The following is a 14,407-nucleotide window of genomic DNA, read 5'->3' as shown; positions in this document are numbered from 1 at the left end:
ATCCATTACATTGGCCGAGGCTTTTGTCAATCCGGATGCTTCATGTGAAGTCCGCACCTCCCTTAAGGGGCCCCGACGTGACTCCGACTGTCTGGTTCGGTTCAGTCATCGAGGGCCCGATGCTGCCTTGTGGCCACCAGCAGTAATTAGGTAGCTGATCGTGAACTGGGACCTGGACGTCGACGTGGTGTGCACCGGTTTCGGTGTCGCTGGGCTGGCAAGCGCGGTCGCTGTCTTCGATCTCGGCGCCACCGTCTTCGCCACCGCATCGTTGGGTATCGGCACCACCGCCGACGCGTCCGCCATCCCCGCCGAGAGGCTGAATCTCTGGGACCCCGCCGATTTCGCGGACACCGCGACGAGCGCGTATCTCGCCGCGTTGTCCTCCGATGTCGGGCTGGTCCGTCAACACGCGCGCTCGGCCGACGTGCCGATCAGCGTCGTGCGGGACGTTCCCGCCGAGGCGGGTCACACGATCGCGCCGTTCGTCGGCGCACGGCTTCGCGATTGGGCGGCGCGATGCCTGGCGTCGCCGTACGGATTTCTGCACACGCGGCTGTCCGACTTCGGGACGACGACGCAGCGGATCGCCGACGGGGAGCGGATCGAGGTCGCCGAGATCGGCTCGATGTCACCTGACGACTGTGCCGGCGGCTCGGTTTTCGACTGGGTCGCGGTACAGGCGCACGACCGGGGCATCCAGTTGCAGCCCGACTGCACGCTGCAACGCCTGGTGATCGAGGACGGCGATGCTGTCGGCGCGGTGTTCGACACACCCCTCGGCGAACTGGCCGTGCACGCCCGATACGGCATCACGATCGCCACCAGCAACCCGCGCCTCGACACGATCGCGCCGCAGCGGGTGCGCGCCGGCGGCGCGGACGTGAAGGTATGCCTCGTCGGGCGGCAGGCGAGCCGGTTCGGCCGGCTGGAGTTGATCACGTCGGAGCCACTGGCATCCCGACCCATGTCACCGTGCCGTCCCGACATTCGGCAGGTGCACGCCGGTCTGCGCCAGACGCGCGGCCAGACCCCCGTGGCGCGTTGTGCCTGGGGAGACGGATATCCGAGCGTCGGCCGGTAGCGATTCGATCGGGCACCTTCGGTGCCGCCTTGTGACACCCTGATGTAGGTGGCCAGGGAATACCCGGACACGGGGCGGGGCTCATTGCCGGCTCACCGAGGCGTCGAAGCCCAAGCGCGTCGCGATCATGGCCTCCAAGGCGGACCACTGCCTCCTGGACCTGCTGTGGCGCAACCGCCGTGGCGAGATTCAGATGTCGGTGGCGATGGTGATCTCGAACCACCCGGATCTCGCCGACCAGGTGCGGGCGTTCTCGGTGCCGTTCATGCACGTGCCGGCGACGAAGGACATCCGGGAGGAGGCCGAGCGCCGCCAGCTTGAGTTGTTGCGCGGCAACGTCGATCTGGTGGTGCTGGCTCGCTACATGCAGATCCTCACCCCGCGGTTTTTGGCCGAGGTGGGCTGCCCGATCATCAACATCCACCACTCGTTCTTGCCTGCCTTCCTCGGCGCGGCGCCGTACCGGCGGGCAAAGGAACGCGGCGTCAAGCTCGTCGGTGCGACGGCGCACTACGTCACCGAAGACCTCGACGAGGGGCCGATCATCGAGCAGGACGTGGTCCGGGTGGATCACCGTCAGGATGTCCAGGATCTGGTCCGGCTAGGCGCCGATGTGGAACGCCTCGTATTGTCGCGTGCGGTGTTGTGGCACTGTGAGGACCGGATCATCCGGTATGAGAATCAGACAGTGGTCTTCTAGGAGGAGCAGCAGTGAAAACGTTTAACGGGCTCGACGAGTTGGCCGCGGCGGAAGGCACCCAGCTCGGACCGTCGGACTGGCTCGAGGTCACGCAGGAACGCGTCAATCTGTTCGCCGACGCGACCGACGACCATCAGTGGATCCACGTCGACCCTGAGAAGGCGGCGAGCGGACCGTTCGGTGGGACGATCGCTCACGGCCTGCTGACGCTGTCGCTGCTGCCTCACTTCACGCATCAGCTGTACACGGTCAACAACGTCGCGATGGCGATCAACTACGGCTACAACAAGGTTCGCTTCATCACCCCCGTGAAGGTGGGCGCGAAGATCCGTGCCCGTGCCGAGATCAGCAAGGTGGACAAGCTCGACGGCGGCGTGCAGGCGACCATGACGCTGACCGTTGAGATCGAGGGCTCGGAGAAGCCCGCCGCGGTGGCGGAGTCGATCGTCCGCTTCCTGGGTTAACTTTCTCTGCCCACCAGACGCAAAAGTCCCCGACACGCCGCGTGTTCGGGGACTTTTGCGTCTGGTCGCGGGGGAGTGGCGCCGGTTCAGTACTGCGTCGAACCCTGGTCGACTGATATCGCCTGGGCCGTAATCAGTTTCGATTCGTCGCTGGCGAGCCAGCAGACGGCGTCGGCGATGTCCTCCGGTTGTGCGACCCAGGTCGGTAGGAACGGCGTCATGACATTGAGGAGGGCGTGGTTGCCGTCGGCGTCGGCCGCCTTGGCGATCTTCTCGGCCATCTCGACCGTGCCCATCGGGGTGATGACCGGGCCGGGGTGCACGCTGTTGACACGGATGGAGTGCTTGCCGAGTTCGGCCGCGAATGCGCGAGCCATGCCGGTGACCGCGTGCTTGCTGGCGGTGTAGTGAATCATGAACGGCTGGAACTTCACTCCGGCGGCTGAACTGATCAGGATGATCGACCCGCCGCGACCGCCGTCGATGATCTTTTGTGCGCCGGCCATGACGGTGTTCCACGTGCCGGTGACGTTGATGTCCATGACATCTCGGAAGTCCTCGGGCGTGATCTCGTTCCACGGGGCCGGTGCCGAGATGCCGGCGTTTGCCACGATGACGTCGAGTCGGCCCAGTGCGGCAACACCGTCGTCGACCGCGGTGCACAGCCCGTCGAGGTCGCGCGTGTCGATCGCGGAGGCGAGGATGCGCTGGCCGGTAGCTTCGACGAGCCGGACGGTCTCGTCCAGATCTTCCTGCGTCGCAGGCGGATACGGCGCGCAGTCCGGCAGTTTGTCCGCGATGTCGATGGCGATGATGTCGGCGCCCTCGCTGGCCATCCGGACGGCGTGCGCGCGACCTTGGCCGCGGGCCGCCCCGGTGATGAAAGCTACTCTGCCGGCGAGACGTCCGCTCATTTGCTCTCCTTTTGTGCCGCTTTGACGAGGTTGCCCCCGATGATGAGTCGCTGGATCTCACTGGTGCCCTCGTAAAGGCGCAGCAGGCGGACGTCGCGGTAGATGCGCTCGACGGGAACCTCACGCATGTATCCGCTGCCGCCGTGGATCTGCACCGCGAGATCGGCTACCTGACCGACCATTTCGGTGCAGAACAGCTTCGCCGCCGACGGTGCGATGCGGCGGTCTTCACCGCTGACCCACAGCTGAGCGGTATCGCGCACCAGCGCCCGCCCGGCGAGCACGCCGGTCTGCTGGTCGGCGATCATCGCCTGTACGAGCTGGAAGTTGCCGATCGGCGTGCCGCCCTGCGTGGCGGTGGCCGCGTATGCGACGGACTCGTCGAGTGCGCGTTGCGCGGTGCCGACGGCCAGCGCGGCGATGTGGACGCGGCCCCGCGCCAGCGAGGTCATCGCCGCCCGGTATCCGATGTCCTCGCTGCCGCCGACGAGTGCGCTTGCGGGCACGCGAACGTCGTCGAAGCTGACGTCGGAGGTCCATGCGCCCTCCTGGCCCATCTTGGCGTCCTTGGCACCAACCGCCACGCCGTCGGTGTCGGCGGGCACGAGAAAGACCGCGATGCCTGCGCCGGCGTCGTCCGCCGGACGGGTGCGTGCGAAGACGACGAACAGGTTGGCCGTCGGCGCATTGGTGATGAATCGCTTCTGGCCGTTGATGATCCAGTCTGAGCCATCGCGGATGGCCTTGGTCCGCAGCCCCGACGGGTTCGACCCGGCGCCCGGTTCGGTCAGCGCGAACGAGGCGACGACCTCGCCGGTCGCCATCGGTTCGAGCCAGCGCGACTTCTGCTCATCAGTGCCGAATCCCACGAGCACCTGTCCGGCGATGCCGTTGTTGGTGCCGAACATCGAGCGCAGCGCCAGCGACGTGTAGCCCAGCTCCATCGCGAGCTCGACGTCCTGCGCGAGATTCAGGCCGAGCCCGCCCCACTCCTGCGGGATCGCGTAGCCGAACAGACCCATCTTCTTGGCCTGCTCGCGCAGATCGTCGGGCACGCGGTCGTCGGCGAGGATCTCCTGCTCGCGGGGGACGACGGCGGTGCGGACGAAGTGACGTGTCTGCGCCAGGATCTCCTGGAAATCCTCGTCGCTGACCTCGGGTGTCGTCTCGGATGTCGTCATCGGGGGGACGTTCCTCTCCGGCGAGTGGGCCCATGGACCGGGAAATCATATATGAAATATGATGTGCGACCGACGGGCCCCCTACCGGGCTTCCGCTAGCCAAGAGGAGTGATCAGGTGTCGTTGTTGACCGGACAGACCGCCGTCATCACGGGTGGTGCGCAGGGTCTCGGGTATGCGATCGCGGAACAGTTCATCGCCGAGGGGGCGCGTGTGGTGCTCGGCGATCTGGACCTCGGTGCCACTGAGGCCGCGGCGAAACAACTGGGCGGCGATCAGGTCGCACTCGCCGTGCGCTGCGATGTGACCAAAGCCGATGAGGTCGACGGGCTGGTCGCCGCCGCCGTCGAACAGTTCGGCTCATTGGACATCATGGTCAACAACGCGGGCATCACGCGCGACGCGACGCTGCGCAAGATGACCGAGGATCAATTCGATCAGGTGATCTCGGTCCACCTCAAGGGCACGTGGAACGGGCTGAAGGCGGCGGCGGCGATCATGCGGGAGAACAAGCGCGGCGCGATCGTCAACATGTCGTCGATCTCCGGCAAGGTCGGGATGATCGGGCAGACGAACTACTCGGCTGCCAAGGCGGGCATCGTGGGCATGACGAAGGCGGCCTCCAAGGAGCTGGCGCACCTCGGCGTGCGGGTGAACGCGATCCAGCCGGGGCTGATCAGGTCCGCGATGACCGAGGCTATGCCGCAACGGATTTGGGACTCGAAGGTCGCCGAGGTGCCGATGGGCCGGGCGGGTGAACCGTCGGAGGTCGCCAAGGTGGCACTGTTCCTCGCCAGCGATTTGTCGTCCTACATGACGGGGACGGTGCTCGAGGTCACCGGGGGACGGCACCTGTGAGCACCCGCGAGGCCGTCATCTGTGAACCGGTGCGCACACCGATCGGGCGATACGGCGGCATGTTCAAATCGCTGACGGCGGTGGACCTCGGCGTGACAGCGCTCAAGGGCTTGCTGGAGCGCACCGGGGTCGCACCCGACGCGGTGCAGGATGTCATTCTGGGCCACTGCTATCCGAGCAGCGAGGCGCCGGCGATCGGACGTGTGGTGGCTTTGGACGCCGGCCTACCGGTGACGGTGCCCGGCATGCAGGTCGACCGCCGATGCGGCTCTGGTCTGCAGGCGGTGATTCAGGCGTGCCTGCAGGTCGCCAGCGGCGACAACGATCTCGTCGTCGCAGGCGGTGCCGAGAGCATGAGCAACGTCCCCTTCTACTCGACGGATATGCGTTGGGGTGGAGCGCGATCGGGTGTCCAGGTGCATGACGCGCTGGCGCGCGGACGCACCACCGCGGGTGGGCGGCACTACCCGGTGCCCGGGGGCATGCTGGAGACGGCCGAAAACCTGCGCAAGCAGTACGGAATCTCGCGGCTGGAGCAGGACGAGCTGGCGGTGACGTCGCACCAGCGGGCGGTCGCCGCGCAGAAGGACGGCATCCTCGCCGAGGAGATCATCCCCGTCGGGGTCCCTACCCGCCAGGGTGAGGAGATCATCGACACCGACGAACATCCGCGCGCCGACACGACCGTGGAGTCGTTGGCCAAGCTGAAACCCGTTCTGCTCAAGAGTGACCCAGATGCGACCGTCACGGCGGGCAACGCCAGCGGGCAGAACGATGCCGCGTCCATGTGCATCGTCACCACCCCGGACAGGGCCGAGCAGCTTGGCCTGACTCCGCTGGTACGGCTGGTGTCGTGGGGTTCTGCGGGAGTTGCGCCCAACATCATGGGCATCGGTCCCGTACCGGCGACCGAGGTGGCGCTCGCGAAGGCGGGACTGTCGCTGAGCGACATCGACCTGATCGAACTCAACGAGGCGTTCGCCGCGCAGGCGCTGGCGGTGATGAAGGAGTGGAAGTTCGGCGCGGCCGACCTCGACCGGACCAACGTGCACGGCTCCGGTATTTCGTTGGGACACCCGGTCGGGGCCACCGGCGGACGGATGCTCGCCACCCTGGCGCGGGAGCTTCAGCGTCGCGAGGCCCGCTATGGGCTGGAGACGATGTGCATCGGCGGCGGGCAGGGCCTGGCCGCCGTGTTCGAAAGGGTAGGGGCGTGACCAGGCTTGCGCAGACGCTCGGCCTGACCGAGTTGCAGACCGAAATCGTCGCCAACGTACGGCAATTCGTCGATAAGGAGATCATCCCTGCGGCACAGGAGCTCGAGCACGCCGACACGTATCCGCAGGCGATCGTCGACCAGATGAAGGAGATGGGCCTCTTCGGGCTCATGATTCCCGAGGAGTACGGCGGGCTCGGGGAATCGCTGCTCACCTATGCGCTGTGTGTCGAGGAACTCGCCCGCGGCTGGATGAGCATCTCCGGGGTGATCAACACCCATTTCATCGTCGCGTACATGATCCGCCAGCACGGGACCGATGCGCAGAAGCAGCACTATCTGCCGCGGATGGCGACCGGTGAGACGCGCGGCGCGTTCTCGATGTCCGAGCCCGAGCTCGGATCCGACGTCGCCGCGATCCGCACCAAGGCCAAGCGCAACGACGACGGCACCTACACGATCGACGGCCAGAAGATGTGGCTGACGAACGGTGGTAGCTCGACGCTGGTCGCCGCGTTGGTGCGTACCGACGAGGGCGCCGAGAAGGCGCACCGCAACCTGACCGCGTTTCTGATCGAAAAGCCAACGGGCTTCGGCGAAGTCGTACCCGGACTGACCATTCCCGGGAAGATCGACAAGCTCGGATACAAGGGTATCGACACGACGGAGCTGATCTTCGACGGGTACGTCGCTCAGGCGGGCGACATCCTCGGTGAAGCGCCCGGCCAGGGTTTCTTCCAGATGATGGACGGCATCGAGGTGGGACGCGTCAACGTGTCCGCCAGGGCCTGCGGCGTCGGGATCCGTGCGTTCGAGCTGGCCGTGAAGTACGCGCAGCAGCGGCAGACGTTCGGCAAGCCGATCGCGGAGCACCAGGCGATCGCGTTCCAGCTGGCTGAGATGGCGACCAAAGTCGAAGCGGCACATCTGATGATGGTCAACGCCGCCCGGCTGAAGGACTCCGGCGAGCGCAACGATGTCGCGGCGGGGATGGCGAAGTACCTTGCGAGCGAGTTCTGCGCCGAGGTCACCCAGCAGAGCTTCAGAATCCACGGTGGTTACGGCTACTCGAAGGAGTACGAGATCGAGCGGCTGATGCGCGACGCCCCCTTCCTGTTGATCGGTGAGGGGACGAGCGAGATCCAGAAGCAGATCATCAGCAAGCGACTGCTCGCCGACGACTATCGGATCTGACCGTGTCCGTTCCCGAGATTCCGCAGGCGCTGGCCAGGACGCAACTGGCCGAAGATGTCGCGCGCATCGTGCGCAAGCGCATCTTCGACGGCACTTATGCCGCAGGCACATACGTGCGGTTGGACCAATTGGCGGCAGATCTCGGTATCAGTGTGACACCCGTGCGCGAGGCGCTGTTCGAACTGAAAGCGGAGGGGCTGCTGGCGCAGCAGCCCCACCGCGGCTTCGTGGTGCTGCCCGTGACGGGTCGCGATCTGACCGATGTATCCGACGTGCAGGCCTACATCGGAGGTGAACTCGCCGCCCGTGCTGCGGCGAACATCACCGACGAGCAGCTGCATGAGCTGCAACGGATTCAGTCGCATCTCGAAGATGCCTATGCCGCCGACGACGACGAACTGGCGGTGAAGCTGAACCACGAGTTTCACCGCGCGATCAACGTCGCGTCGGACTCTCCGAAGCTCGCTCAGCTGATGTCGCAGATCACCCGCTACGCACCGGAGTCGGTGTTCCCGATCATCGCGGGCTGGCCGGAGAGGTCGAACAAGCACCATCGTCGAGTGCTTGACGCGCTGGAGAAGCGCGACGAAGACCTCGCTCGCACAGCGATGTCGGAGCACCTCGCCGAGGGAGCGCAGCCGCTGATCGAGCACCTCACGGCGCGGGGAGTGGTCACCTAAGTATCGGGAGGGGTCACCTAACTCTCGCGAGCAGACGCGAAACCCCCCATTTTCGACCCAGAAAAGGGGGGTTTCACGTCTGCTCGCGCAAGAGGTCGCGCAGTGCGCGGACGTCGACCTTGCCTGTCGCTTTACGCGGAATCGCGTCGTCGGAGTCGACGGTGAGCCACACCGTCGGGACCTTGAACGCGCTGAGCCGCTGACGCGCCGCGGCGCGCAGCTCGTCGACCGCCAACGCGGAGATCACGGCAGCGCCGACGGCTCCGGACACCTCGGTCACGAAGGCGCCGTCGACGCCGTCGATCGTGCGTAGCGCCGTTTCGACCTCACTCGGATACACCGTCGCGCCGCTGACCTTGAACATGTCGTCGGAGCGACCGTGATAGAACATGAAGCCGTCATCATCAAGGTGGCCGAGGTCGCCGGTGGGGTAGAAGCCGTCGGTGGTGAACACGTCTTCGCGGCTGCGGCGACAGATCCCCCGCATGACGTGGGGTCCGCGGATCTGGATCTCACCGATCGTGCCGGGTGCGACGGGGGTGCCGGTATCGGTGTCGACGATGCGAACCTCCATGCCGTCGAACGGTTTTCCGCAGCTGCCCCACGCCGACCGCGGCATGTCGGTGTCGGCTGGATAGCCGCAGTACGGGCCGAACGACTCGGTCATCCCGAACAGCCGTGCCCGTGCGCCGGGCTCGGATCGCTGCTCGGCGGGCAACAGCGCCTCGAGGCTGCCCGGTCGCAACGACGACAGATCGGCTGCCACGGAATCGGTTTGGCGTGCGAGCGCCTCCGCCTGGTCGGGCCACCCGCGGAACAGGGTGACGCGCTCACGCTCGAGCAGCCGCAGCGTCGTCTCCGGTCGAGGTATCTGCTCGGTCACCAATGTGGCTCCGGCCAGCAGCGCCGACAGCACACCGCTGCCGAATCCGCCCACCCAGAAGAACGGCATCGGTAGATACAACCTGGTGTCGGCGTCGATACAGCGCGCCGCCAGCCCCGACCGCACCGCGCCCAGCGCATTGCCATGCGAATGGATCACACCCTTCGGCGGACCGCTGCTGCCCGACGTGAACATGATCGCCAGCGTGTCGCTCGGGGTGACTGTTCCCATCATCGCGTCGACCACGTCACCACCCGTGCTCCGGGGCAGCGCTGCCGCGTCCCACACATCGCGCAGCGCAGGAAGGTTCGACCGTTCTGCCGCGACGTCGTCGAGGTAGCGGTGGCCGCGGAACTCCTGCACCGCGATCAGGTATTGGACGGAGGCGACGCGCAACTGGGCGACGAGTTCGGGTGCCTGCAGCAGCGTGCTCAACGGCACCAGCACGGCCCCGATACGGGTCAGCGCGATCGCTATCCGCACCCACTCCACACTGTTCGGCATGATCAGCCCGACGCGGGTGCTTTTCGTGACACCCGCGGCCACGAATGCCGCCGCAAGATCGCGGGTCGCCACGTCCAATTCGGCGTAGGTCATCCTGATGTCGGGGTCGATCACCATCGGCTTGTCGGCATTGTGCGCCGCGTGCTGCCGCACCAGTTCGTTGATCGTGTCAGGCATCGAACACCTTTGTCAGACGCGGGAAGTCGATCTTGCCGCTGGACATCAGGGGAACATCGGAACTGGCGATGGCGGCGAAGCGACGGGGAATCTTGTAGGCGGACAGCTCGGTCCTGAGTCGCTCCCGCAGGTCGGCCTCGTCGAAGGCGGCGCCGTCGTCGAGCACGACGACCGCGGCCACCACCTGCCCGCGCTCGGGGTCGGGCAGGCCGACGACGTGTGACACCAGGCCGGAGACCTTGGCGATAGCCTTCTCCACCTCCGCAGGCGCGACGTTCGCGCCGGCGGTCTTGATCATTGCGCCCTGACGACTGATGAAGTACACGAAGCCGTCGGCATCGGTGCGTACGAGATCGCCTGTGTGGAACCAGCCGTTGGCGTCGAAGCACTCCTCGCGGCTGCGCTTGTAGTAGCGCTGCATCAGGAACGGGCCTCGCAGACACAGTTCGCCGACCTGGCCGATCTCGGCGGTCTCACCGGTGTCGGGGTCGACGATCGCGGTCTCGAAACCCGGCGCCGGCTTGCCGAATGACCCGCGCCGATGTTCGGGTTGATCGGTCTCGTCATCGCTGATCGTGACGACGCTGCCGGCCTCCGTCATGCCGAGCATGCCGTGCCGCAGTTCGGGATCGGCGGGCCGGACCTCGGGCGCCATGATCGGGTACAGGTTGCCGCGGCGCATGGATGACAGATCGCGGTGCGCGAGGCTGGGATGACGGGCCAGATGCGCGATGCCCGCGACGAATCCGTTGGTCATGGTCGGCTTCTCGGCTTCGAGCAGGTCGAGCGTGTCGGCCGGATCGACGGCGTTCGAACACACCAGCGTTGCACCGGCGAGCAGGCAGGCCAGTATCGCGAACGCCACACCGCCCACCCAGAAGAAGGGGGAGTTGCAGAACAACTTGTCGTCTTGGGTCAGGCCGCGGATCTCGTTGAGTACGCGCTGGTGTTCGAGCAGCGACGCGTGCGTGTGCACGACGCCCTTGGGGGCGCTGGTCGACCCCGACGTGTAGATGATCGCCAACACGTCCGACGCATCGACATCGGCCTCCATCGCCTCGAGCAGGGCCTCGTCGACGATGTCCTCAGGCGTGGTTTCGACCAACACGTGCCGCAGCAGCGGAAGGGCCGACTTGTCGATGTCGGCCAGCCGCTGCCGGTAGTCGTGGCCCCGGTATGCCGCTGCGGCCAGCAGGATCTGGACGTCGGCGTGGGCGAGCTGCGTCGCCATCTCGGGTGCGGTGGCGAACGTCGACACCGGGACGACGACGGCGCCGATCCGCGCGGCGGCCAGCATCGCGACGATCCAGTCGGCGCCGTTCGGATACAGCACCCCGACGTGCGTGCCCTTGCCCGCACCGAGAGCGAGGAGTCCACGAGCCAGGCGCGCGGAGCGGCGGTCCGCCTCGGCGTAGCTGAGCCTGTCGCCGTCGCATATCAGCAGCGGATGGCCGCCGCGACGGCGTGCCTGACCACGCAGGACGTCGGCGACGGTGTCAGGCATGTTCGACGGAGGTGAAATGAGCGCGGACGGCGGTCAGATCGGCCTTTCCGGACGGTGTCCGCGGAATGGCGTCCACGACCGCGATGTCGGTGGGAATCTCGTATCCGGCCAAGCGCGTTCGGAGGTGGTCGAGCAGCGTGTCCGCCTCGACCGGCGCCCGTAGTTCGACCATGGCCACGGGTGTCTCGCCGAGCCGCGGGTCGGGCCGGCCCACGACTGCGGCGCCCCGCACCGCCGGGTGGCTCTCCAGCGCCGTGCGCACATCGTCGGGCATCACCTTGAAGCCGCCCCGGATGATCGCCTGATCGGCGCGGCCGAGGATCCAGAGGAATCCGTCCTCATCGATGCGCGCCATGTCGGTGGTGCGCAACCACTCCCCGCCGGGCCCGAGCTGGCCGGGCTTGACCTCGAGCAGTCCCGGCTGATTCACGCCGACAGGCGTGCCGTTGTCGTCGACGACGCGCAGCTGTGCGCCCAGCGTGGCCCTGCCAACGCTTCCCCGCTTGCTCTGCCAGTACTGCTGATAATCACGCAGCGTCCAGCCGGCGACGCCGCCACCGAACTCCGTTGCGGCATATGACGTGAGGACCGGTATGCCGAACTTCTCGGTGAACGCGTCGGCATCGTCAGCGGACAGGGGTGCCGTCCCCGAGGTCACCGCGCGGATGCTGTGCAGATCGTCGCGGGTCAGGTCGGAGTGCAGCACTGTCCGCAGCGCCGCGGGCACCAACGACACCGCCTGGGGACGGTGCCTGCGCACGGCATCGGCCCACCGATCAAGCTCAAATCGATCCAGTAGCGCGAATGATCGCGCTTCACAGACACATTGAAGGACACGGAACACGCCGCCGATGTGCACCAGGGGAGCGTTGACGATCGCGACCCCGCGCCGCGGTTCGGTAGGGGACGGGGCCCCGTCGAAGTCGGTGCCGATCACGCTGCGTGCCAGCATGTCGTAGGTGAGGTCAATTCTCTTGGGCGGGCCGGTCGTGCCGCTGGTCAGCATGCGCACCGCCACTCCGGGGCGCCCGGCGTCCGGGTCGTGCTCCGACGCCGCGCTGACGTCGGGCACGTCGGCCAGGGCGCCGATCGCCACGGTGGTCGTGTGCGGCGCAGGCGACACCAGCGTCGCCAGATCCTCGCCGGTGCCGATGACCACCGGCAGGCGCAGCGACTCGATGTCGGCCCTGATGCGATCGTCGCCGCGGGACGGGTTGATGACGACGACCGTGCCGCCACCCATCAGCACGCCGAGGAAGGTCGCGACGTGAGTCGGCGTGTTACGCAACAGGATCCCCACCTGGCGCCCTGTCACGTCGAGCGACTCGATGCGCCCCGCCAGTGCGGCGATCTCACCCCACGTCACCCACTGACCCTCGTATTCCACACCGGGCCCGTCGGGGCGTAGCTCGAGGACGGTACGGACACGGCGGCTGAGGGCATGTCCGGTCATCAACGCAGCCTCGGGGTCGGCCTGCCGCTGGGGGAGCGCTCGGCGAGTTCGGCCTGTCCGATCGGGTTTCCCAACCTTGTGTAGATCAGGTTCTGCTCCATCGCCGCCCGATAGGGTTTGTCCAGCGACTCCCAGATCGCCTTGACGGTGCCCTGTGTCGCCGACGGCGGTTTGGCCGCGATCGATGCTGCGATCTCGTGGGCACGCGCCCAGAGGCGTTCCGCGGGAACGACTTCGGTCACCAGGCCGATCTGTCGTGCGGTCTCGGCGCTGACACGTTCGTCGTTGCCCATCAACGCGATTCGTAGCGTCTCGCCCAAGCCCACCCGGCGCATCAGGCCGATCGGCTCCAGCGCGCAGACCAGACCGGCGCTGACGTGGGAGTCGAAGAACGTCGCGTCCTCGCTGCAGATGACGACGTCGGACTCGTTGACGAAATAGAAGGCGCCCGCGGTGCACATGCCCTGCACGGCGCACACAACGGGTTTCCACATCTTCTGCCACTTGGGGCTGAGGTATTCGCCGGGATCCTCGTGGTTCCAGACGTTCTCGGGTTGACCGTAGGGCGATTTGATATCGAGACCCGCGGAAAATGCCCGCTCGCCGGCGGCGCGCACCACCACGGCGTGGACCGAGTCGTCGAGTTTGACCGTCCGCCACGCTTTGGCCATCTCCTCGCACATCGTCCTGTTGAAGGAGTTGAGGGAATCCGGCCGGTTCAGCGTGATGGTGGCGACGTGGTCGGCCGCGTCCACGTCGAGCAGGATCGTCTCGAAGGCCGGCGCGGTCATCGGCACTGCCAGTTCGGGGCGCGCTTTTCCATGAACGCCTTCGGGCCCTCGTCGGCGTCCTCGGTGCGGACCACGCGTTCGCGGAAGGTCTCGGCCAGGATCTCGGCTTCGTGCAGCGGCAGGTCGAGCGTCTTGTGGATGGCCAGGCGAGTACCCCGAACCGCCAGCGGTGCATTGGAGTTCACGATGTCGGCGATCTCGTGGGCGCGTTCGAGGAGCTTGTCGTGCTCGACGACCTCGCTGATCATGCCGAGCTCGTAGGCCCGTTGCGCGCTCATCCGTTCGTGCTTACCCATCAGCGCCATCCGCAGCGCGATGTTGCGGGGGAGCACGCGGGCCAACCGCACCATCTCACGGCCCGCCACCAGGCCGATGCTCACGTGCGGGTCGAAGAACGTGGCCTTCTCCGACGCGATCGCGATATCGCCGGTGGTGATCCAGTCGAGTCCGGCGCCGCAGCACAACCCGTTGACCGCCGTCAGCACGGGCTTCGCCATGCGACGAAACGGCGGTGTGCCCTCCTGCGGCGCCTCCCACTGATCGTAGGTGGTCAGGTACGGCCGTTCATAGATAACCCTGCCGTCCTCGGGAATCTCGCCGACGTCGGCGCCGGTGCAGAACGCGCGACCGGTTCCAGTCACGATCAGGATCCAGACGTTGTCATCGTTCTCCGCCTCGTCGTACGCGGTGCGAAGTTCGGAGATCATCGCGGGGCTGAGCGCATTGAGTGCGTTGGGCCGGTTCAGCGTGATCGTGGCCTTGTGCCCGTCGACCTCGTAGGTGATGTCGTTGTATGACATGGTTT

General features: G+C 66.6%; 13 protein-coding genes and 1 pseudogene. 7 read left to right on the top strand and 7 right to left on the bottom strand.

From position 1 onward, the window contains the following. Positions 1-160 precede the first annotated feature (160 nt). From G6N43_RS22405 to G6N43_RS22395, 3 genes and pseudogenes are all read left to right on the top strand, one after another. Positions 161-1,084, top strand: a complete 924-nt coding sequence (locus G6N43_RS22405; RefSeq protein WP_083150332.1) for a hypothetical protein — start codon at positions 161-163, stop codon at positions 1,082-1,084. Positions 1,085-1,172: 88 nt separating this feature from the next. Beyond that, positions 1,173-1,784: pseudogene (gene purU / locus G6N43_RS22400) on the top strand (formyltetrahydrofolate deformylase); the annotation flags it as partial. A gap of 11 nt (positions 1,785-1,795) precedes the next feature. Continuing rightward, entirely contained in the window at positions 1,796-2,248 is a 453-nt protein-coding gene (locus G6N43_RS22395; protein ID WP_083150333.1) for a MaoC family dehydratase, read from the top strand. An 86-nt stretch (positions 2,249-2,334) separates the two neighbouring features. On the opposite strand, the gene G6N43_RS22390 is transcribed toward G6N43_RS22395, so the two are convergent. Both G6N43_RS22390 and G6N43_RS22385 read right to left on the bottom strand, forming a co-directional pair. Then, the gene (locus G6N43_RS22390; RefSeq protein ID WP_083150334.1) at positions 2,335-3,162 is read right to left on the bottom strand and encodes a mycofactocin-coupled SDR family oxidoreductase; all 828 of its coding nucleotides are present in this window, start codon (positions 3,160-3,162) and stop codon (positions 2,335-2,337) included. Next, positions 3,159-4,343, bottom strand: coding sequence for an acyl-CoA dehydrogenase family protein (locus G6N43_RS22385; protein ID WP_083150335.1), 1,185 nt, complete (start codon positions 4,341-4,343; stop codon positions 3,159-3,161). Before G6N43_RS22385 ends, G6N43_RS22390 begins: the two co-directional genes overlap by 4 nt. A 116-nt stretch (positions 4,344-4,459) precedes the next feature. Here G6N43_RS22385 and fabG point away from each other — a divergent pair, with 116 nt between their 5' ends. From fabG to G6N43_RS22365, 4 genes are read left to right on the top strand one after another with little or no spacing between them, the layout of a single operon-like run. After that, the gene (gene fabG / locus G6N43_RS22380; protein ID WP_083150336.1) at positions 4,460-5,200 is read left to right on the top strand and encodes a 3-oxoacyl-ACP reductase FabG; all 741 of its coding nucleotides are present in this window, start codon (positions 4,460-4,462) and stop codon (positions 5,198-5,200) included. Positions 5,201-5,259: 59 nt separating this feature from the next. Continuing rightward, positions 5,260-6,417 (top strand): acetyl-CoA C-acetyltransferase, encoded by a 1,158-nt coding sequence (locus G6N43_RS22375; protein ID WP_234810055.1) that lies wholly within the window; start codon positions 5,260-5,262, stop codon positions 6,415-6,417. Next, the gene (locus G6N43_RS22370; protein WP_083150338.1) at positions 6,414-7,610 is read left to right on the top strand and encodes an acyl-CoA dehydrogenase family protein; all 1,197 of its coding nucleotides are present in this window, start codon (positions 6,414-6,416) and stop codon (positions 7,608-7,610) included. The genes G6N43_RS22375 and G6N43_RS22370 overlap by 4 nt, the downstream gene beginning before the upstream one ends. A 2-nt stretch (positions 7,611-7,612) precedes the next feature. Next, entirely contained in the window at positions 7,613-8,290 is a 678-nt protein-coding gene (locus tag G6N43_RS22365) for a GntR family transcriptional regulator (RefSeq protein ID WP_083150339.1), read from the top strand. 73 nt (positions 8,291-8,363) lie between these two features. On the opposite strand, the gene G6N43_RS22360 is transcribed toward G6N43_RS22365, so the two are convergent. The 5 genes from G6N43_RS22360 to G6N43_RS22340 are packed head-to-tail and all read right to left on the bottom strand — an operon-like array spanning position 8,364 to position 14,402. After that, a complete protein-coding gene (locus G6N43_RS22360) occupies positions 8,364-9,854 on the bottom strand; it encodes a class I adenylate-forming enzyme family protein (protein ID WP_083150340.1) in 1,491 nt (496 codons plus the stop codon). Further along, positions 9,847-11,358 (bottom strand): class I adenylate-forming enzyme family protein, encoded by a 1,512-nt coding sequence (locus G6N43_RS22355; RefSeq protein ID WP_083150341.1) that lies wholly within the window; start codon positions 11,356-11,358, stop codon positions 9,847-9,849. The genes G6N43_RS22360 and G6N43_RS22355 overlap by 8 nt, the downstream gene beginning before the upstream one ends. Continuing rightward, positions 11,351-12,811, bottom strand: a complete 1,461-nt coding sequence (locus G6N43_RS22350; protein ID WP_083150342.1) for a class I adenylate-forming enzyme family protein — start codon at positions 12,809-12,811, stop codon at positions 11,351-11,353. The genes G6N43_RS22355 and G6N43_RS22350 overlap by 8 nt, the downstream gene beginning before the upstream one ends. Next, entirely contained in the window at positions 12,811-13,602 is a 792-nt protein-coding gene (locus G6N43_RS22345; RefSeq protein ID WP_083150442.1) for an enoyl-CoA hydratase/isomerase family protein, read from the bottom strand. Before G6N43_RS22345 ends, G6N43_RS22350 begins: the two co-directional genes overlap by 1 nt. Next, positions 13,599-14,402 carry an enoyl-CoA hydratase/isomerase family protein gene (locus tag G6N43_RS22340; RefSeq protein ID WP_083150343.1) on the bottom strand — a complete coding sequence of 268 codons (804 nt, stop codon included), beginning with the start codon at positions 14,400-14,402 and terminating at the stop codon, positions 13,599-13,601. Before G6N43_RS22340 ends, G6N43_RS22345 begins: the two co-directional genes overlap by 4 nt. Between the last annotated feature and the right edge of the window lie 5 nt (positions 14,403-14,407).

It is taken from the genome of Mycolicibacterium moriokaense, assembly GCF_010726085.1.
Classification (GTDB): domain Bacteria; phylum Actinomycetota; class Actinomycetes; order Mycobacteriales; family Mycobacteriaceae; genus Mycobacterium; species Mycobacterium moriokaense.
The sequence above is the reverse complement of the archived record's forward strand: the minus strand, read 5'-3'. Positions and strand labels throughout refer to the sequence as shown.